Source organism: Rhodococcus sp. NPDC127593, assembly GCF_042671975.1.
Lineage (GTDB): Bacteria > Actinomycetota > Actinomycetes > Mycobacteriales > Mycobacteriaceae > Rhodococcus_F.
Map to the genome: position 1 here is coordinate 39,025 of NZ_JBHXWI010000061.1, position 18,053 is coordinate 57,077.

The following is an 18,053-nucleotide window of genomic DNA, read 5'->3' on the forward strand; positions in this document are numbered from 1 at the left end:
AAAAGGGAGCACCCATGAGCCGCCGCATTTCCCAGTCGATCACCCCGACCACCGAGGATGTCGCCGCGCTGCGCGGACCGTTCGTCGCCAAGGGTGCGAACGACCCCGTGATCAAGGCGCTGCGGGACTACTTCAAGGACTCGGTCCCCGCGTGGCTGGCCAAGCTCAGCGAGGAGCAGGAGCTGACCCGCGAGCGGCTCACGGAAATCCGCGATGCCTCGTCCAAGCGTCGCGTCGTCATCGAAGCGCTGCCCGGCGGAGGCGCCCGCGACAAGGCCCTGGCCGAGCTGGAGACAGCCGAGGCCGTCGTCGACGACATGGACACCGCACTGGCCGGCGCCGGCGCCTTCGGGGTCAGCTCACGATGACGCCGCCGACCGTTGATGTCGAGATCACCTCCAAGACCACAGCATCGGCCACCTTGGCGGATGCCGACGTGCCTGCGATGGATCTGGAGGCGACCGAGAGCAAGACCCTGTCCACGGTCGTGCACGAGTTCCTGCACAACATGGCGCAGGCCCAGGGCGCCGACGTCGAGGTCGTCTATCGGACGGCAAAGGACACTCGGTTCCTGACCGTCGGACCGGACGGGAAGGCCGAGGAACGCGACCCGAGCATGCCCGTGCCGATCGCCGTGCCGACGGCGCCCGAACCGGTGGCAGCGGAGCCTGTCTCCACCCCGCCGGGCGGGCCGGTGGTAGTGGCGGCCGAGCAGATCGCCTCCGCGGCGGCCCCGCAACCCGCGGCGCCCGCACGGGCCGCTCCGGCAGAGTCGGTCACGGGCCCGGTCACGGGCCCGCTGGACGTGCTCGGGCAGCTGTCCGCGCCCCGCGCGAACCCCGCGGCGAGCGACCCTGCTCGGCGCGGTGTGCGTGGCCGACTCAACGCCATCCTCGAACTCGGGCTCGCACCGAAGACGGACTCGCTCGAGATGCGACTGCGCGGCGCGCAGACAACGATCGCCCGCCCGCTCCCGGAGGGCGCAGTGATCACCGTCGCCAACCTCAAGGGCGGCGTCGGCAAGACCCCGATGTCGATCAGCCTGGCCGAGACGCTGGCCGAGCACCGAGGCCCCGCCACCGTCACGTGCATGGACCTCGGCGAGGTCGGCGGCAGCTTCGCCGATCGCGTGGCCGTTCCTCCGGCCGCCGGCCAGGACGTGGCCAGCCTGCGGGCTGGCATCGACCCCACGACCACCGACGCCCGTCCGTCCAGGCTCGCGCGGTTCCTGACCCGCCAGCCGGCCGGCTCCGACATCATCGCCGGGCGGGCCGGGGCCGACTCACCCCTGCGCTACGACGACGCCGCAGCGCTCGGGGCGATCCTCGGCCGGCACCGCGACGTCCTGGTCGCCGACACCGGCAACTCCAGCCACTCCGGCAGCTGGCGGTGGGCGATCACGGCCGCACACGCGGTGATCGTCCCGGTCCCGCTGCGCCGCGACGCCGCCGTGGCCGCCCAGCGCACCCTCGCCACGATCGCCGCGGTCCGACCCGACGTTCTCGCCCGCACCGTCGTGGTCATCACCGCCGGGCCCGGGGACGTCCCGATGGTCGAGACCGAGGCCGTCGACGCGTTCTCCGCGCTGCGGGTGCCGGTGTGCCGGATGCCGTTCGAGCCGCTGTTCGCCTCCGGCGAGCGCATCGCGCTCAGCCAGTTGCACCGGAAGACGCAGGACGCGTTGACCGTGCTCGCGGCCACCGTCGTCGACCTGATGGCGGGCGCCGTGGGCTGATGCGCTGGCCCGGCCCGCCAGGGCTGGGCGTGACCGTCCTACCTCCGATCCCTGCCCTTCCACAAAAGATCCCCGCCTCCCGCGAGGGGTGAACCCAGATGAAAGGCGATGCTCGATGAGCAACGACATCAACACCGGTAACCGCGCCGCCCGCCGCGCCCGAGGCCGGCATCATCGACAGAGCGCCACCCAGGCCGCCGCCGCCCTGGCAGTGATCACCGCCGCCCTCGCCTCCGGTATCGCGCTGTCCCCGTCCGCCGCTGCCGACCCGATCCAGGGCGGTGTCACCGGCGGCAGCAACCAGGAAGGCGTCACCGGCGGTGACACCCCCAACGGAACCACCACCCCGACACCGGCACCCGAGCCGGCCTACGTGCCCGAGACCCCGGCGGAACCGGTGTACTGGATCGACCCGCCCGCCCAGTACCAGAACATCGAGTACCAGCCGCTCCCGAACTACGACTACAACACCGGCGTCTACGTCGAGCCGCAGGACTACCACCTCGCGCCGGCGGCGTTCGAGCAGCTGCACCTGCCGACGCCGGTGAAGCCGACGAAGCCGTTCATCGCCCCCCGCGACACCCTCCGAATCGGGGAACTGCACCTCACGCAACCGAATTGGGTCACGGACGTCGACAAGGATCGCACCAACAACACCTTCGCGGTCGTCGAATCCGGGGTCTCGACGGCCTGGCGCTCGGTCGGTGTGGAAACGTCCCGGGCCGACCGGATCGCCGCCGCGCAGGTCGGCGCCGGCGCTCTCGGAGCGGTGACCGGTGCCGCGGCGGTCGGAATTCCCGCCGCCGTCGCCGGTGGCGCCGCCGTCGGTACCGTCGCGGGAATCGTCGGCGCCACCGTGGGCAACGCGTTCCTCCCCGGCATCGGCTGGGCACCGGTCGGCGCCATCGCGACCGGCGTCGGAGCCGCCGCCGGCGGCGCGGCGGTGGGGATTCCGGCGGCAGCGCTCGGCGCCGTCGCAGGCGGTGCGGCCGCGGTCGCCGCGGTGACCCCGATCGCCGCCGGTGACAAGGGCGAACCGAAGGAGATCGAGGTCCCGGACATCGACTCCGACGCCGTGACCGACCAGACCGAGACGGTACTCACCGACTGGCGCAACTCCGGCCCCGTCGGCCAGGCCGCCGCCGACGCCGCACAGGACACGGCCCTGGCCGCGCCCGCGATCGACCAGCAGGCCCGCGACTTCGTCGCCGCCCAGCCCGGCGGGGAGCAGATCATCGACCAGGTCGATGGCGCCCTGACTTCGTTCTTCACCGACACCACGCCCGGTCTGGCCGGAAACCTGTTGTCCGGCGCCATCGGCGGCGGCATCACACCCGGCAACTGAAATCGGAAGGTGGGTGCACACCATGAAGAAACCGACCCTCGGCCGTAAGACTGCGCGGCATCCCGCCGTGATCGACCTTCCAGGCGGCTCACCCACCGCCGGCAACCCGCCGGGCGCCCGCACCGCGGCACCCGGCGGCCCGGCCACACCACCACCGCCCCGGCCGCCCACATCATTCTCGACCCGGCGCCGCGGCCCGACAAAGAAGGCGGCGGCCGTCACGGGGGCGGCCGCCGTCGCCCTGGCCGGCGCGATGGCAATCAGCCACCTGCCCGGCGACGACAGTGAAGCCACGCAGGCCGCAGCCACAATCACTGCTGCCACTACGGCCGACGAGAACGGGCTGCCCATCCTGGACCTGCCCGACCCCGAACCGACCGAGCAGCCAGTCGCGTCGGACCGGGAATGCCGCGCCGACCGCGGCGACCAGAAGAGCGCAGCCGGCGTGATCGCCGCGTTCAACCACGCCTACTACCGCCAGCGCAACGGCGACGCCGCCCGCGCCCTCGCCACCCCCACCTCGTCCGTGCTGCCCGGCCCCGAGCTGCAGAAAGTCATCGACGCGGTCCCGGTCGGAACCAACTATTGCCTGCGCACCATCGAGCTGTCCGTCGGGGTCTACCTCGCCGACCTGTCCGTGATGCAACCCGCGCAGCTGGTCAAACGCGGCACCCAGACCATCACCACCGTCAAGATCGACGGCCGCTGGTACGTCGACATCTTCACATAAGCCCCCCGAACTGATGAGGACTGAACGATGCCCCTGTCCCACAGGCGGACCTCCGGGACCGCTGCCCTGGCCCTCGGCGCTTTCGCCGCACCGACCGCCTGCAGCGACGACGGCCGCGAGGCCGCGTCGGTCACCGCCTCGACCAGCGGCTCGGCCGTCACCGATACCAGCACCGACCTGGGCAGCATCATCATCGGCTGGGGAGAGCAACACTCGGTCACCGAGATCACCACACCGCGGCCCAGCGAGGTCACCGCCCGCCACGGCAGCGCGGACACCCTGGCGGTCGACATCACCGCCCCGCACGGCTGGAACATCCACGCCCGCCACGGCTCCCAAACGCTCACCCCCACCAACCCCGACCAGGTCCTGGCCACCGCCGACGTCGACACCACCAACCAGAACCTCGACACCTGCACTCGGTGGACTGGTCCCAACCCGACCAGGTCGACATCAGCACCGTCCGACGCACCCGACAACTGGCCTTCCGCCGACGGACCCCGCCGCATCTACCTGTCCCTGCACATCGACTGCACCACATAACGAATGAACCCTATAAGCGGGCACGACATATCGAGCGCGGTCCCGGTACGCCTCAACAACTGGGTGACGCCCGCCGCGCATGTTGCCCCGACACCGAGAACTCGAGGAGTCGAGTCCGAGGGTGGCACCCCAGTGAGGCCCCGGCCCACGCACGCGCGGCGCATAGGGGACCGAAGATCGCAAGGGTGCGTCCGCGTGGCTTCTGAGCTTGCCTTACGGTTGTGCGGCGGGGGCGCCCATCGGTGGCCGCTGTCGACTGAAGGCGGCGATGACGAGGGTGGGGGCCTTGCGAACGATGACCATCACGGCGCCCTGGCAGGGGCCGCCACAACCGATCTGCATCCGTGGTCTGGCTTGCCACTCGCCTGATCCACATCTCAACTGCCAGAGGAGCGCACACGCATGAACGACCCGCATCTGATCGAACTCGAGTTCACCGTCCGCGCCCGCGTGAGGCTGCCGAAGGACGTGTACGTCGACGAGGTCGCCGAGAACCCCGACGCGTGGGAGAACGCCGTGGTCAACGAACTTCAGCGGGAGATCGTCGGTGGGGAGGCGAAGGCCAACTTCGAGAAGGTCACCGCGACCGTCTCGGACATCGCGATCGAGCCCGAAGACTTCCAGTTGACGGTGGACTGACGCTGTCGGCGCGTCCGGCGCAGCACGCGATGACGAAGGCCCTGCACCCGTAAGGCGGGTGCAGGGCATTTTTCTGTGCTGACCTGCGCACATGGCACGTCCCGGTCTGGGTGGCGCATGGCGGCCGCCGCCTGAGTCACTCCTTCGACGCCACCCCGAGGCGCCCACCGGTGTCGGGGTGGCCTCGCTTAGATGCTGCCGGGGATGTCCAGGACCTCGATCCCGGCCGTCTCGCGCAGCGCATCCCAGAGGTCGGGGCGATCGGGCAATGCGTCGGTGCCGAGCACGGTGAAGTCACTGGGAATCGCTACCGTGCTGGTCTGGTCTCCACTCTGCGCGAACAGGGCGACGCAGGCTTCTACGTGGGTCATTTCGTGCCGCGCCCAGTAGCGGATTCCGTCGAAGCCGGCTGCGCGTAGTGCCTGTGCCCACTGCTGGGTGCGTGCGTAGTCGGAGGTCGTCGAGATCTCGGACGTCATTCCGAATCCGATCGCGGCATTCGAGGTCGCGTCGGCGACGCGGAGTTCTCGGTCGACGACCACCGCGGAGATGACTCGTTGTGCGATCTCCGGGCTCGGGATGAGCGCGATCCCGCACCAGGTCTCGAGGAGGGTGATCAGCTCGGACTCTGCGGGGCCGGCCCGTCTTGGCGTCGACGGTGTGCACGATGACTGTGACGGCGAACCCGGTAGCCGCGGGGAACCATTGCTCGGCGGCGACGTCGAACGGTGTGAGGACAGTGTGGATCCGCAGCTCGACGTCCGTTCCGGTGCGCGCCGACGCCGTGATGATCTGCGGATGCGGTGAGGTGTCATCGGTCGCCAGAGACGGCAGCCCCTCGTCTGAGTGGGGGCGGGTGCTGCCGGGATCAGCGGACATGGGGCAAGGGTACGGGGCCGCCGATACCCAGCTGGCAAGGCGACCGGTGATTCGTCCGACCGGCGATTGGTTCGGCGGAATGACCTGTTGACCTGCGGTGACGGCATGTCTTCCTGAAATGGGGTGTTGGCCGGCGAATGCGCACTGCCAGCGTTCTTCTCGAAGCCGTAGAGCGGCACAGTTCTGATCACCGTCCTCTCAGGGCAGGACTGGTCCGTGAGTTACCGAACCGCAGCAGACCTCGAGCGTGAACTCGCCATGCTCGTTCCGGACCGCGCATGCCAACCATCGCTGCGAGAGCTGGGCGGGGGAGGGGGCAAGACCTCACTCGGGGGAAGGTGCGGAGTTGGAGACGCTGTGTACCGAAAGCACGCCTTTCCCGCTTGCGCTGACACCGCTGTCCGGCCGCAGAAATGCAGCTCTCGAAGCGCACCGGCACAGCGACACCCGAACTGCCAAAGTTGGATTCAGGCGACGTCGACGACCCGCATAGACGATCAGTCGGCACCGACCTCTACTGTCCAGGTAGTTACAGCGAGGAGGCTTCGGGTGTCACAGTGTCAGGGGTACGGGGCGATGGTCACGATCACAGGGGAACACCTGGTGATCGACCGCCGAGGGGTACTGACGGTGACGATCGGTCGCCAACAGGTCATCGCGCTGGCAGATGTGGTGTCCTACCACGTCAAGCAACCATCACTGCTAAGCAACGGATGGGTCCAGCTGTGTGTCGGCGGCCCGCGCCCCGAGCTCGGTCGTGGCGGCGCGCCGAGTGACCCGCATACGGTGATGTTCAAGCGCGGCCAGCGCGAGCAGATGGCGACATTGGTTGCCTATCTGCAGCAGGTGGTGGCCTACAACCAGCAGCGGCCGCGGCCGTTCGCCAACGCAGCATCTTCTCCAGCGTCTCCAGTGGCCCCGACTTCGGTACCTCTGCAGAGGGACCTGGTTCCGGTTTCGACTGCGCCCCTGCAAGAGCCGGCAGCCACGATGGAGGATGTGTCACCGCCGCCCGCGGCCGCACCGACGGTCTCCGTCCGGGTCTCGACCGGGCCGAGTTTCGTCGGGTTCGATGTCGAGACCGCCAACGGTGCACGTGGCAGCATCTGCGCGATCGGGCTGAGCGTTGTCACCGCCGGCCGTGTCACCGCCACACATTCGTGGCTGTGCCGCCCTCCCGCCGGCATCGATCGGTTCGACCCGGGTAACAGTCGCGTCCACGGTCTCACGGCCCGGGACGTCGCTGGCCAGCCGACCTTCCGGCAGCGCCTCGCCGACATGCTCGACATCGTCGGAGATCTACCGTTGATCGCACATAACGCTGCCTTCGACATCGGGGCCCTCCGCGAAGCGTCAGCCGCCGAAGCTCTTTCCTGGCGGCCGCTGACCTACGGCTGCACCCTGATCTGGTCTCGCAGCGAGCTACCCGAGCTACCCAACCACAAACTGCCAACCGTGGCGGCAGCACTCGGGATTCCCCTGCTCCAGCATCACGACGCCGCCGCCGACGCGACAGCGGCCGCCGAGATTGCGCTCGAACTCATGCGGCGCAGGGGCGCTGCGACCGTCGACACCTATGCCTCAGCTACCGGGATCGTGCTCGGCCGTGCCACGGCGGAAGCGGCCATGGGGCCCAAGGCCACCAGCCGTCCGGGTGCCCCGACGTGGGGGCCGTTGAACTCCAACGCGACACCACCGGCACCGAGCACCGACGCCGACCCTGAACACCCACTGTTCGGGCACACCGTGGTCATCACCGGGGCGCTGAGCGGTCTGACCAAGGACGAGGCATGGGCCCAGCTTGCGAAATGCGGTGCTCACGTGAAGAAGACAGTCACCCGTCGCACGAGTGTGCTGGTTATCGGGACGTGGACCGATGACTCGGGGCAGCCGGCGATCACGGAGAAGCACACACAGGTGCGTCGTTTGCAGGAGGCCGGACAAAAGATCGCGATCCTCGACCAGGCGCGGATGGAAGCGCTGCTAGCCGGCGACCGGAGCATCGAGTTGCCGGACCTCGCGGTGCCGTCGGCCGTGGATGCCTATGCGCTGGCAGACGACGACAATATTGCACCGAACAACCGCAACGACCTCCGACAGCAGGTGCGGGGCAGGCACTTCACCGCGTGGGTCGAGCCGGTCAACCAGCTCAAGCGCGACGGACGCCTCGACGAGGCCTTGGGATTGCTGCTCGAGTGTGTCGAGGTCGTAGAGCGCCCGACCGTGGTGGCCGGCGGCCCACCCGCGCCGTGGTATACCGAGCAGGCCGCCATCGTTTACCGCAAGCAACAGGACTTCGCATCCGAGATCGCAATCCTGCAACGCTGGATCGACGCTGCCCGCCGTAATCGCTACGACGTCGACGAGACCCATCCGCTCGTTGCGCGCAGGACCAAGGCCCAGGCGCTCCTCGAGAAGAACTAAGGCCTGAAACCGGCGAAGCGTCAGATCAGATCACGTGCCGCGGCAACAACGTCCAGGAGGACACCACTAGGGGTCTGGGGGCAGGTCTGGGCCGCGAGGGAGTACGTGGGCCAGTTCTTACCGTCGACGCCTTGACCGCTGGCGACAATCCGCTGGCGTTCGACGTCCCACGCGGGCCAGTGCGTGGTGAGGACGCTTTCGAGGGTGTCCGGGATGGCGACAACGTGCGGGGCGACGGGACCCTCCGGGAAGTCTTCCTCGGCCACCCCCAGATAGCGAAGCAAATCCCTGTTGCCCTTCTTGAGATCCCGCACGGTACCCAGAATTTTTGCTGAGCCTTTACCGTCTGTCCGCATGCGTCCTTCGCATCCTGAGTCGTTGTCGAATACGACAAGTACCGGGATCTCGAGTTCGGAGAGGATCGCGTGGGGGATGTAGAGGTGTCCTTTCCCCTGCGCCGCAGCGATCGAGATGCCATCGATCGCGAAGTGAGCGGTCCGTGCGGCTACCCCGTCGAATATGGCTTTGTCACTGTCACCCTCGACAAGAACGACAGCGTTCGCAAAGAATGCTTCCGCAAGATGGCTGTTGCAGACCAGATGCCAGCGTGCAACAACGACAGCGTCCTTGACATAGCCCTGAAGTCGGGCTGCAACCGATTCCAGCGTCGCGTGGCGAATTCGGACCTTCGCGTGCGCGTCATCGCCGTCCGTTGCCCTCTGTACGCGTCGGACCTGATCGAAATATCGCGCATCGACGAAGTATGGACTGTGTGTGGCGTAGGTGACCTGCAGGTTGTTCTCAGGGTGCGATGCCAGGTCCCGAAGCACCGTGGAGAAGGCCCTTGCTTGGGTCGGGTGCTGGAATAGTTCCGGCTCCTCGATGGCGAGGCAAATGACGCTGCTATTGCCGTCGTGGGTACCGTGATCAGCTAACAGTTTGAGGCTCGAGATCAGGAGCGCGCGCTGGAAGCCGTGGCCCTGGCGCTCGACATCGGTCTCCGTTAGGTGGTCTTGGATCGAGACCTTGATTTTCGTCAGCTGCGGTTTCAGTTCCGGCTCGACAGGTTGCAGATTGACGGATCGACCGCGCGTGAACGACTCGACCTCGGCGCTGAGCTTCTTCGCCAGATCCGCCAATTGGCCCGTCAAATGCTCGGCGTTGATGGCAGCTTGCTTCTCGGCGATCTCGTCTGCGAGCTTGGCGAACTCTGCGTCTACCTCTCCACGCTCGATTGTTCTTTCCAGGATTCGACCGATGATTGTGCCGCGCACATCGCTGCTTTCTTCGCCCGCACGTAGATCCGCAGTGACCAATACGAAATCGAAGAGTCCGGATAGCTTGTTCTGCCCGTTGAAACCGAAGAGGTGCGTCCCACCGGACTCGGCATCGGAAAGCCGATCGGGATGGTCGCGTTCCCAATCTTCCATCGCCCCGTCGACATTGCTCGCCGAGGTCCACTTCGGCAGGTCAAGATCCTGCTGTTCATCTCGAAGAGCGTTGTACGCCGTCTTCTTCGTAGCCGCCGATGTGGCGGACCGAATCGCCTCGAACGGAGGGAAGGCCAGTGCACTGCCGCTCATCTTGTCCTCGCCCGACTCCCAGGTTCGCCATGCGGTGAACGTAGATGCCGCGGGTGGGGCGTATCTGGGGCCCAACGCCTCCCGATCCTGCTTCGTGAGATCGGTAAATGTGACGCGGACCCGAATTCTGGGCGGTCCGTCGTGGCCAGACCACACGTCGCGTTCGTCCAGCTTTCCGCCATTGAAGAACCAATCCAGCGCCCGAAGTACGGAGCTCTTGCCGGCACCATTTGGCCCGATGAACGTCGTTATGTCCGAAAAGGCGACCTCGACGTTGTCGAGGCATCGGAAGTTCACGATGCCGACTGACTCGATGCGCAACGCATCCCCCTCTAGCTGGTTTGGAGCCGACTGGCCAATTGCAGTATGTCTTTGCGAAGCTCGGATCGACTCTAGATGACGGCGATCCGACCGCCGGGTTCCGGCGCGCGCGGCTAGGCCCAGAGAATTTCGTTGACCCATCCTGGTGGGCAACCCATCTCGGCTTCGGATCGATTCATCGCCGCGAGCCCGGACCGAATGTGCCCGAGGACGTCCGTAGTCCAGCTCGATCCCGGACTGACGTGGTTGAGTAGGTATGCGAGGACCGCCAACGATGCATAGACACGTTTTGTGGTCGCAGGTGAAGCAGCGTGTTGCAGGTCAGCTATAGCCGAGAGATGCCGGTACGAGAGCTGGACGTCGATGTTTCTGTTCCACAGGCGTGAATGGTGGGCGCAGGTGTTTCGGATGTAGTTGAGGTTCTTCATCCAGCTCACGAGGGCAGCTCCGTGGCCGGCACCGGAGTTGTCTTTTAGGTCGAAGCTCGCTGCAATGTCATCGCGGTCTCTTTGCTTGAGTCCCTCATAGAGGCGTGAGAGGCCGCCGAAGTCGAGGATCTCGGTGACCACCCACACCGGAAGCGGCCCGCCGTATTTTCGTTTGAAGTGTTTGACGAACTCTTCCTTCGAGCGGTCCTGTTCCTGTCCGACCTTGCGGAGCCACTTGGCGTGCGCGCTGTCGAGCCATCCGGCATGCGCCGGCGGCCGCGATGGATCCGCGACTCCGACGAACTCGGTGCTCAGGACGTTCGGGTCGGTGTGCGCGAAGGCTCCGTGCCGGCCCAGCGTGTGACCGACCCGCACCCGCATGGCGACTTCGATGCGCTCAATCGCGTCGAGGACGAGGAGCTTCAGTATCCGGTCGAACTCGTACAGGTCGAGGATCTGCTGAAACGACGTGCCCGGCTGGAACCGATCCTCGATGACAGGTGCACTGTTTGCCCGCTGACTGCGAACCCGGAACGGGTACCAGTACCCACTGAGCCGGTAGTAGCCGACCGAGTCGAGCCACCGCTCGGCGGCAGCGGCATCGGGTACCGTCATCCCGCGTGATTCCAGCAGCTCCCGTTGCTCCCGGATGGTCTTGAACGGTTTGCCGTAGGCGGATTGGTTCACGAGGATAAAGAAAACCAGCCTTCCCCTCAGATGAGCGGAAGGCTGGCCGTGTTGCTACTGAGTGTAGCGGAATCCACCGACAAACCGGTGTCATGGGTGTCACATCAGTCGCGCCGACCATCTGGTGGGCTTCATTTCAGTGGTCCCGATGGCCTCACGAAAGCACGTGGGTAGCACCCTCCAGCCCTTCCTCCAGGCACGAGAGGAGAGAGGGCGATCTTCCGCTGACCGCGGCGAACGATGGCCGACCCTTCTCTTCGAGCGCGACGATCTCGCCGTCCATGATGCCGCTTCGGCCCATGATTGCCTCGAGGAGCGTTTCAGACAGCGCGGGGAAGGTTGTTGGTGACGTCGTTGCGGTTGCGGCTGAACAGACGGACCACGGCGATCGCGCTGGCCCACTTCATCTCGAACGTCACCCGGCGCCGTCCGGCGGCCGGCGGAGCGTTGCCAGCATCGGTAATTTTGGTGACAGTGCTGTGGGCACTTTCCGATTGTGCGCTGCCGTTCAGTGGCCTGCTTGTCATCGGGAGCGCAGTGCTCCCCGGACCCCGCTACCTCCCGACGCGTGGTGACAGGTCTGCGATGCTTGTCGAGTGGGAATTGGATACAGCCGGTTCGACATCAAGAGGCCCCCGCACATGCCCCAGGAGCACTGGACATGCGTGGAGCAGGAGATCGGCCGATTGTCGCGGTCGCTTGACGCTGACGATGGCGCGCAGGCGCTCGGCGATCTCAAGTGCCTGGTTGAGTGCATCGCCAAGATCGTCCTCGACCTCGATGGAAATCCAGTAGCTCCAAATGCGGCATACGAGATGACCGTCAAGCAGGCGCATAACCTTTTGGTTGGCCAACCAGGGCATCAACTGGCGAATCAGAGCGCATTCGGCCAGGTCGCGACGCAAGCGAACAAGATCGCGCTCAACCTGGGTGGTATCCGAAACGAGTACGGGGGAGGGCATGGTCGTGCTCGTGTTCCCGCTCTGGATGATGAGATGATCGCGCTCTCGTTGGACGGCGGCCTGTTGTGGGCGCGCTGGGCTCTACGGAGAGTTGGCTACTTCGCGATCGGCCGCCCCGAACCACTCATCAACGCTCTTGTCGGCAGCAGCCCCAGCTCTTTCAGCGCCGGGCTGCTGAAGGAACGTCTCCTCTCGGCAAAGCTGCCCACGCTGGAGCCGCGGCATCAGCGGAGCATCGGAATGGCAGTGGGCCAGAGGGCGATGCGACAGACCTTCGTCGTTCGGTGGGATGGGCTCGACCCGGTCCTCACATCCGACGATCTGACAACGTGGCCACGCGATTACCGGATCGGTCTGGCACACGGACTGTGGTTCGACCCCGACGGACACCTCACTCTCACCCCGGCTTCGGTGCAGGAGGCGTTGAAGGTGCTCGAACCGGTGTCGGATTGTGCGGACGACCTCACAAAGTGGGTTGACCAGATCGAAGCAGTCAGGCCGCCTGGTGCACTCAGCGGCGATTTCGGACCGGATTATGAGGCGCAGCAGTTCGTTCTTGGCCGTGTCGCTGTGCGCCCAGCCGAGGAGCGTCCTGCTTTGACGAGGTTGGCGAAGAACATCTACTCCGCGCCGTTCTAATCAGCTCCAGGGACGGGTGTGGCGTCGTCGAGTTCCCCGTCGAACGCGTCCTCCAAGCGTTCTGGGTGGGGCGCGGGTTGCATGAGGTAGTCGCGTAGCCCCTCGAAGCTGTACAGACTCGCCATGTAGGGGGCTACCCTCATGGTCATAGCGACCTGGTCCTTCAGGCCGGCCAGAATCGCACTGTCGTCGAGCTTCCGGTCGACCGCGTGGAAGTTCATTGCGGTCCGCGACATGTGGATCCGGCCCTCGTTGAGGTCGGCGGCACCGTCGTCGTTCAGTCCTCGGATGGTCCGTCTCGCCACAACCAGGCCGTCGAACTTGCCGGTCATGAAGTCGAACCAGGTTGCGGTGTCCGCGCCGACGTATCCGTGGCCGTCCGTGCTGCCACTTATCTTGTTCCAGGGCGGGAACTTGTCGTGCAGTGCTCGGTAGCCCTCGATGAGCTGACCTTCCGCGATCTTTGAATAACGCCCGTAATCATCGTCGGCGACTGCGTCTTGGATGACGATGCTGAACCCAAGACGGTCGTGGGTTCGGAACCAGTCGTTGATCTCGAGTGCCTTGTCGCCCTTACCTGGCTTGCCGCTGAGGCTGTTGTGCTGTGCGAAGCGAGAAGGGAGGTTGTTGGACAGGCCGATGTACAGCGCCTCGCGGGTGTGGGGGTCCCAGTAGCAGTAGAGGCCAGCAGTGCTCCAGTCCGGGCTGGGCAGTAGCTCGCGCAACGTCTTGTACATCGTCCGTCGCTCGGCGTCCGTGTAAACGTCGCGGATTACTGTTCCCAGTGCCATCCCAGGAGAGTACTCGCATGGTGGTGAGTCGGTTTCGTTCGCGTGATGAACCGCATTACGGACGCAACAGGGGGGCAACTCCTGAACTTTGTGGGCGTCGAGCCCAGCGAATCAGCCGCTGTTGCCGGGCCGCAAGAGAACGCAGACGATCCCGTCATTGCCGACACTTACTCGCGGATCGTCCGTCCGACGAGCGTGGGCTTCTTCTGCATCAATGCTGGTGGCATCGAGCAGATCGGGAAATCGTTGCTGTCGGTCTAAATGTTTGCTGGCGAGTGCCGATTGCGCAGCAACTGTGACGGAGTCGGCGATATCCTCTGGGACACCCAGTGCGAACCCGACCTCAGGAAAAAGTGCGCTGCGGGTTCCTTCGAGTTCCTGTGCGTCGGAGAGGTCAAGCGACGTTTCGAGCAGTCGTCGTCGCTCGTTGATCGCGGCGACCGTCGGCCAGTAGTGGGCAAAGGTGACTGCGGAAGGGTCGGGTCCGTTGGTCTGCCTCACGCTCGGCGGGTCATGGAGGTCTGCTGTCCATACTCCGGATTCAAAGTGGGCGACCTGGGCGTACACATGATCGGTACCGGATGATCTTGAGCTGGACACTGTTTGCGCCTGCTTCTTGGCAGCTTGTACGTAGCGGTCAGCTGGATGCTTCCCGAATCGGCCCTTCGCCTCCACTGTGACAAAGGTGTTGCCGCGGTTATTGAAGCCGATGAAATCTGGACGGGATTGATTTGACCGCTGTCCGATCGCTTCGAGGTAGCTTTCGAAGTGTGCGAATGTGGCGATCCCAAAGATCTGCTCAGCGGCAAGCTTGGCCTGAACCTGGCCGAGGAAGTAACTGACCGCGCCTTTCTCGGTAGGGTTCATGCGGCAGTAGCTATCGCTCCGTTCCCAATGGGTATGGCGCTCCTGGAGATTTGCCTGGGCCATTGCTGCACGCCACAGCAAATCGATGCTCGCGGGGTAGCGGTGCGCGCTTCGACCGAAGGGCGTGACTCCGATGGTTGCTGCCGCCCGCATGAGGTCAACTTGCCTCACGATCAGGGTTCCAGCGGTTGGGATGCCGAGGCTGCTCGGGAAGGCGTGAAGGTGATACGGGACCGGAGGCATCGATGGGCTCCTTAAAAAGCTTACGTGAGTAGGAATACGGATGAGGCCCGACGATGCGCGGCCGGACGTAACGCCTCGCTTCCGTGGTGGACGACGCTTGCCTTATGTCGTTCTCGGCAGGAACCACCGCTCACTGTCCAGAAGTGCTCCGGTTCTCAAGCCCATGACCGGCTACAAGCTGGGGGCGCTGCGACAGAAGTGTTTCCAGCCGACTATCAGGCCAGAGTTCAATGAAAGGCATCTTTCCGTCTGTGTTGTGCTTCTCCACGACCGCAACTGCGTCTGCGGTAAAACGACCGCTAGTGGCGATGATCAGGACACGGATTGCGGGTGGTTCCCATATGGACAGTGCGGCCAAGGTGTTCATGACGTCGCTAGGGGTAACGGACTTCGTCGTCCAGTGCTTCGCCTGAACGATTGTGCGTTCGGTGCGTGTCGTCCCGGCATCGTCGCGAACTATCCGTTCAACCGATAGATCGCGTCCCCGGTCCGGAGCGCGCGTTTTCATCAGCCAGTCGACATTCTGGTAGGTAGGGAATCCGCGAAGGAGATCAAACAGCAGCCGCTCAAATCCATCATCAGTGAGGGATTTCCAGTTCAATCCAGTTGTCACGCCGCCCGAGGGGTTCGCCGACGCGGCAGAGCCGAGGTCGATTTCTGGCACGGGGATGGGGTCGTTGTCCGAAAGGCTCACGGCTTCAATATCTGCCCTAACGGATGGCCAGTCGAGCTCCATGATGTCGTGCCAATCATGTCCCTGACCGAAGTATAGGTGGCGGTGCAGGTCACCCCAACGACCGCGGCGTTCAATTGTATCGCCCAAGAGTCGTTCGATCTCGCTGATGGAATCGGCAACGAGCCGTGTTCGCGAATCAGAGAGGGGTTCGCTGGAGTCGCGCGCCACGTCCAGGAGGAGGTCCGGGAGTGCGGAACTGATACTCGCAGTGAGTTCCTGCAGTCGATTGCGAATCGCTCGGCGGCGTGCTCGGCCGAGGCGGAAACGATACTCATCGAGGTCCCGGCCGGGTGCGTCGAGCTCGTTCATCAGCGCGAATGGCGGTTCGTTGATCTCCATATAATCGATGAACGCCTGGCCGGTTGCGTCGGCGTCGGGGAGCTCTTCGGAAACGGTCCACCCATCGATCGGTGGAAGCCCTACGAGGAGGTCCTTCCATGATCTACGAAGGTCATCGTATTCAGGGCTCGACCCTCGGCTGGGACCGGACGGGATTAATGGTCTGGCACGCTCCCACAGAACTTCCAGCTTTGCGAGGTTCGCTGCGGCGATATCCATGACCTGAAGTAGGTTTTCAAGGTTCACCGACGTAGCTTGCCATCCCTTCAGCTTGGCGTGGTGATGAGCCCGCAGATTGGTGAAGGCGCGGACGCTTCTGCCCGAGACCGCTGGCGGCCGCGCGGTAGTCGGCACGGATTCCGGTCCGGGCGTGTAGCGACCATTTCGGCTCGGTTCCCTGTCGCCGGCACCTGAGGGGTGAGAGGGTGCGGGGTGTGACATTGCGGCTGCCGACCACCCTGGCGACCGACTCGGACGCCGCTGCGGTCGCGGCGCTGACGAGGTATTACGACCGCCCGTACCTGGGCGACGACGCCTACGTCGGCGCGCACTTCGACGCCTGGTCCAGCACCGGTAATCGGGCCGGGGAGGCGGACCGGTTCACCGCGGACGATCTGGTCGCGGCGGGTGTTCCTGTCGGTACAGGTCCCCCCGACGGCGGCGCGGGCGATCCTGCACACCGAGGCGGAGGCGCTGAACGCCCTTCTGACGGCGATAGGCCCGGATCGGGGCCTGGTCGACGAACCAGGTCCCGCTGGCCCCCGGGATGGCCCGCCTAGGACCTGGAACCGCCCTCCGCGGCCTGCGGGAGGTGGGCTGGACGAAGGCGACGAAGTTGATCGCGCGTAAACGTCCCCGGTTGTACCCGATCTGGGATTCGGTGGTGATGGATGTGCTCGGCACCGCCCGCGCACATCTGAACCCGGTCCGGGAGGCGCTCCGCGCCGACGGCGGAGCGCGTTGCATCACCGGTTGCTGTCGCTCCGGAAGGAGGCCGGCCTCCCCGACGAGATCTCGGCACTGCGGGTGTTCGATGTGATCGCGTGGATGGACGGCAAGAGCCGCGGCCTCGGAGAGCGCTCTGAACTGGGAAGATGACACGTCCCGGGGTGATCCGTCATCGGTGGGGCCGATGATGGGTGGTGTGGACGAGGCGACACCCGCGGGATCGGGAAAAGGGCTGCGGATTTCGCTGGGCGTCATCGCGGGTCTTCTGCTGGGGTTCTTCTGCTATCTGCCGGTGGTGATCTTGTGGCAGCACTACGGCGATGTTCCGCAGCCGAGGGTGTATCCGCACGGCTCGTTCGGGCCTGATCCGCCGCCGGCCTCGTATTGGGTGAGCTGGGCTGGACCAACTGTTGTGGTGGTGGCGTGCGGGTTGATGACGGTTCCGTGGCGGCCCGCACGGCAGTTCGCCGTGCCGTTGGTGTGTGCGTTCGTGCCGATGGCGGCGATGGTGGCGTGGTTCATGATCGGGATGGAACTGTTCTTCACCCCCGACTGAACCGCCGGCGAAGCGCTGAATCTGCTTGGTTTGACGGCGGCCCGCACCCGACTTCCGGGGTGCGGGCCGTGTGCTGTGTGGGGCCGTAATGGTGCTGTGACCTGGTGTGATGACATGTCCCCGGTTTGTGATGTGGGGGTGCCGGCGACGTGTTGGGGGAGTGCCGGCGCGGGGGTGTCGACGGGCGCGTGGGTGTCCGTTTCGCCCAATTTTGAGCCGTTTTGAAAGTTGTTGATTTACAATATGTTTGGGTAATCAATTGATGAATAAGGTTTTACGGATGTTGTGCACAAACATCAGGTTGTAAGGTTCGTAATCTATTATAAATCAATAGATTTGAGTGTTTTGAGTTTTTCGACTGTTTTGTGTTGCGTGGTGGTGGGGTGGTATGCTGTGGGTATGACATGGAGCGGCGCGGGAAGGCGTGTGGGCGGTGGGTCGGGCGGACCCTCCTGCTTCCCCAGCCTCGTTGGGGTGTGGGGGACCGAATCGAACGGGACGAGTAAAAGCGCAGGTGAGAACCTAATCTCGGGAAAATCAGAGGAGCGAAGCGACTCGATCGACGGCAACGGGAATGGACCCACTGCGAGCCGCGCAGCGGCTCCCTGGTGGGGAGCGCAGCGACCCGCCCCGTCTCCCGGTGCGGAGCACCGGGAGC

The 18,053-nt window shown here is 65.1% G+C and carries 18 protein-coding genes and 3 pseudogenes; 12 read left to right on the forward strand and 9 right to left on the reverse strand.

Annotated elements, in window-relative coordinates; translation table 11 throughout:
• Positions 1 to 14: 14 nt before the first annotated feature.
• The 6 genes from ACFVJ3_RS39625 to ACFVJ3_RS39650 all read left to right on the forward strand — a co-directional run bounded on the left by ACFVJ3_RS39625 (position 15) and on the right by ACFVJ3_RS39650 (position 4,992).
• On the forward strand, positions 15 to 368 hold the full coding sequence (locus tag ACFVJ3_RS39625) for a hypothetical protein (RefSeq protein ID WP_378457263.1): 354 nt from the start codon (positions 15 to 17) through the stop codon (positions 366 to 368).
• Positions 365 to 1,735 carry a ParA family protein gene (locus ACFVJ3_RS39630; RefSeq protein WP_378457264.1) on the forward strand — a complete coding sequence of 457 codons (1,371 nt, stop codon included), beginning with the start codon at positions 365 to 367 and terminating at the stop codon, positions 1,733 to 1,735. The genes ACFVJ3_RS39625 and ACFVJ3_RS39630 overlap by 4 nt, the downstream gene beginning before the upstream one ends.
• Before the next feature lie 115 nt (positions 1,736 to 1,850).
• On the forward strand, positions 1,851 to 3,080 hold the full coding sequence (locus ACFVJ3_RS39635; protein ID WP_378457265.1) for an insoluble domain protein: 1,230 nt from the start codon (positions 1,851 to 1,853) through the stop codon (positions 3,078 to 3,080).
• Between the two features lie 22 nt (positions 3,081 to 3,102).
• A complete protein-coding gene (locus ACFVJ3_RS39640) occupies positions 3,103 to 3,810 on the forward strand; it encodes a hypothetical protein (protein WP_378457266.1) in 708 nt (235 codons plus the stop codon).
• A gap of 27 nt (positions 3,811 to 3,837) precedes the next feature.
• Positions 3,838 to 4,353 carry a hypothetical protein gene (locus tag ACFVJ3_RS39645; RefSeq protein ID WP_378457267.1) on the forward strand — a complete coding sequence of 172 codons (516 nt, stop codon included), beginning with the start codon at positions 3,838 to 3,840 and terminating at the stop codon, positions 4,351 to 4,353.
• Between the two features lie 402 nt (positions 4,354 to 4,755).
• Complete coding sequence (locus ACFVJ3_RS39650; RefSeq protein ID WP_378457268.1) at positions 4,756 to 4,992, forward strand: hypothetical protein; 237 nt, start codon at positions 4,756 to 4,758, stop codon at positions 4,990 to 4,992.
• Between the two features lie 188 nt (positions 4,993 to 5,180).
• Here ACFVJ3_RS39650 and ACFVJ3_RS39655 read toward each other — a convergent pair whose 3' ends face one another.
• Together ACFVJ3_RS39655 and ACFVJ3_RS39660 are read right to left on the reverse strand one after the other, a co-directional pair.
• Positions 5,181 to 5,534, reverse strand: coding sequence for an RES family NAD+ phosphorylase (locus tag ACFVJ3_RS39655; protein WP_378457269.1), 354 nt, complete (start codon positions 5,532 to 5,534; stop codon positions 5,181 to 5,183).
• Between the two features lie 67 nt (positions 5,535 to 5,601).
• A pseudogene (locus ACFVJ3_RS39660) lies at positions 5,602 to 5,871 on the reverse strand (N-formylglutamate amidohydrolase); the annotation flags it as partial.
• 990 nt (positions 5,872 to 6,861) lie between these two features.
• On the opposite strand from ACFVJ3_RS39660, the pseudogene ACFVJ3_RS39665 reads away from it, so the two are divergent.
• Positions 6,862 to 7,389, forward strand: a pseudogene (locus ACFVJ3_RS39665) (exonuclease domain-containing protein); the annotation flags it as partial.
• A 299-nt stretch (positions 7,390 to 7,688) separates the two neighbouring features.
• On the opposite strand, the gene ACFVJ3_RS39670 reads toward ACFVJ3_RS39665, so the two are convergent.
• The 4 genes from ACFVJ3_RS39670 to ACFVJ3_RS39685 all read right to left on the reverse strand — a co-directional run bounded on the left by ACFVJ3_RS39670 (position 7,689) and on the right by ACFVJ3_RS39685 (position 11,841).
• Positions 7,689 to 7,874: an excisionase gene (locus ACFVJ3_RS39670; RefSeq protein WP_378457281.1), complete on the reverse strand. Its 186-nt coding sequence runs from the start codon at positions 7,872 to 7,874 to the stop codon at positions 7,689 to 7,691.
• 441 nt (positions 7,875 to 8,315) lie between these two features.
• Positions 8,316 to 10,199 (reverse strand): ATP-dependent endonuclease, encoded by a 1,884-nt coding sequence (locus ACFVJ3_RS39675; RefSeq protein WP_378457270.1) that lies wholly within the window; start codon positions 10,197 to 10,199, stop codon positions 8,316 to 8,318.
• Between the two features lie 113 nt (positions 10,200 to 10,312).
• Entirely contained in the window at positions 10,313 to 11,314 is a 1,002-nt protein-coding gene (locus tag ACFVJ3_RS39680) for an Abi family protein (protein WP_378457271.1), read from the reverse strand.
• Positions 11,315 to 11,634: 320 nt separating this feature from the next.
• Entirely contained in the window at positions 11,635 to 11,841 is a 207-nt protein-coding gene (locus tag ACFVJ3_RS39685; protein WP_378457272.1) for a hypothetical protein, read from the reverse strand.
• Between the two features lie 138 nt (positions 11,842 to 11,979).
• Here ACFVJ3_RS39685 and ACFVJ3_RS39690 point away from each other — a divergent pair, with 138 nt between their 5' ends.
• Positions 11,980 to 12,915, forward strand: a complete 936-nt coding sequence (locus ACFVJ3_RS39690; RefSeq protein WP_378457273.1) for a hypothetical protein — start codon at positions 11,980 to 11,982, stop codon at positions 12,913 to 12,915.
• Here ACFVJ3_RS39690 and ACFVJ3_RS39695 read toward each other — a convergent pair.
• From ACFVJ3_RS39695 to ACFVJ3_RS39705, 3 genes are all read right to left on the reverse strand, one after another.
• A complete protein-coding gene (locus ACFVJ3_RS39695) occupies positions 12,912 to 13,706 on the reverse strand; it encodes a hypothetical protein (protein ID WP_378457274.1) in 795 nt (264 codons plus the stop codon). The genes ACFVJ3_RS39690 and ACFVJ3_RS39695 overlap by 4 nt on opposite strands.
• A 111-nt stretch (positions 13,707 to 13,817) precedes the next feature.
• Complete coding sequence (locus ACFVJ3_RS39700; RefSeq protein ID WP_378457275.1) at positions 13,818 to 14,816, reverse strand: hypothetical protein; 999 nt, start codon at positions 14,814 to 14,816, stop codon at positions 13,818 to 13,820.
• A 130-nt stretch (positions 14,817 to 14,946) separates the two neighbouring features.
• Positions 14,947 to 16,137 carry a restriction endonuclease gene (locus ACFVJ3_RS39705; protein WP_378457276.1) on the reverse strand — a complete coding sequence of 397 codons (1,191 nt, stop codon included), beginning with the start codon at positions 16,135 to 16,137 and terminating at the stop codon, positions 14,947 to 14,949.
• A gap of 188 nt (positions 16,138 to 16,325) precedes the next feature.
• On the opposite strand from ACFVJ3_RS39705, the gene ACFVJ3_RS39710 reads away from it, so the two are divergent.
• From ACFVJ3_RS39710 to ACFVJ3_RS39725, 4 genes and pseudogenes are all read left to right on the forward strand, one after another.
• Positions 16,326 to 16,670, forward strand: coding sequence for a DUF6308 family protein (locus tag ACFVJ3_RS39710; RefSeq protein ID WP_378457277.1), 345 nt, complete (start codon positions 16,326 to 16,328; stop codon positions 16,668 to 16,670).
• Positions 16,658 to 16,774 (forward strand): annotated as a pseudogene (locus tag ACFVJ3_RS39715) (DUF6308 family protein); the annotation flags it as partial. The gene ACFVJ3_RS39710 and the pseudogene ACFVJ3_RS39715, both read left to right, overlap by 13 nt.
• An 89-nt stretch (positions 16,775 to 16,863) precedes the next feature.
• Positions 16,864 to 16,989 (forward strand): DUF6308 family protein, encoded by a 126-nt coding sequence (locus ACFVJ3_RS39720; protein WP_378457278.1) that lies wholly within the window; start codon positions 16,864 to 16,866, stop codon positions 16,987 to 16,989.
• 46 nt (positions 16,990 to 17,035) lie between these two features.
• Positions 17,036 to 17,395 (forward strand): hypothetical protein, encoded by a 360-nt coding sequence (locus ACFVJ3_RS39725; RefSeq protein ID WP_378457279.1) that lies wholly within the window; start codon positions 17,036 to 17,038, stop codon positions 17,393 to 17,395.
• Positions 17,396 to 18,053: the final 658 nt, after the last annotated feature.

Excerpts from the sequence above, each read along its gene's own strand:
- ACFVJ3_RS39625 (WP_378457263.1), top strand. The coding sequence starts at position 15 with ATGAGCCGCCGCATTTCCCAGTCGATCACCCCGACCACCGAGGATGTC.
- ACFVJ3_RS39630 (WP_378457264.1), top strand. The coding sequence starts at position 365 with ATGACGCCGCCGACCGTTGATGTCGAGATCACCTCCAAGACCACAGCA.
- ACFVJ3_RS39635 (WP_378457265.1), top strand. The coding sequence starts at position 1,851 with ATGAGCAACGACATCAACACCGGTAACCGCGCCGCCCGCCGCGCCCGA.
- ACFVJ3_RS39640 (WP_378457266.1), top strand. The coding sequence starts at position 3,103 with ATGAAGAAACCGACCCTCGGCCGTAAGACTGCGCGGCATCCCGCCGTG.
- ACFVJ3_RS39645 (WP_378457267.1), top strand. The coding sequence starts at position 3,838 with ATGCCCCTGTCCCACAGGCGGACCTCCGGGACCGCTGCCCTGGCCCTC.
- ACFVJ3_RS39650 (WP_378457268.1), top strand. The coding sequence starts at position 4,756 with ATGAACGACCCGCATCTGATCGAACTCGAGTTCACCGTCCGCGCCCGC.
- ACFVJ3_RS39670 (WP_378457281.1), bottom strand. The coding sequence starts at position 7,874 with ATGCTCCGGTCGCCGGCTAGCAGCGCTTCCATCCGCGCCTGGTCGAGG.
- ACFVJ3_RS39685 (WP_378457272.1), bottom strand. The coding sequence starts at position 11,841 with ATGACAAGCAGGCCACTGAACGGCAGCGCACAATCGGAAAGTGCCCAC.
- ACFVJ3_RS39695 (WP_378457274.1), bottom strand. The coding sequence starts at position 13,706 with ATGGCACTGGGAACAGTAATCCGCGACGTTTACACGGACGCCGAGCGA.
- ACFVJ3_RS39700 (WP_378457275.1), bottom strand. The coding sequence starts at position 14,816 with ATGCCTCCGGTCCCGTATCACCTTCACGCCTTCCCGAGCAGCCTCGGC.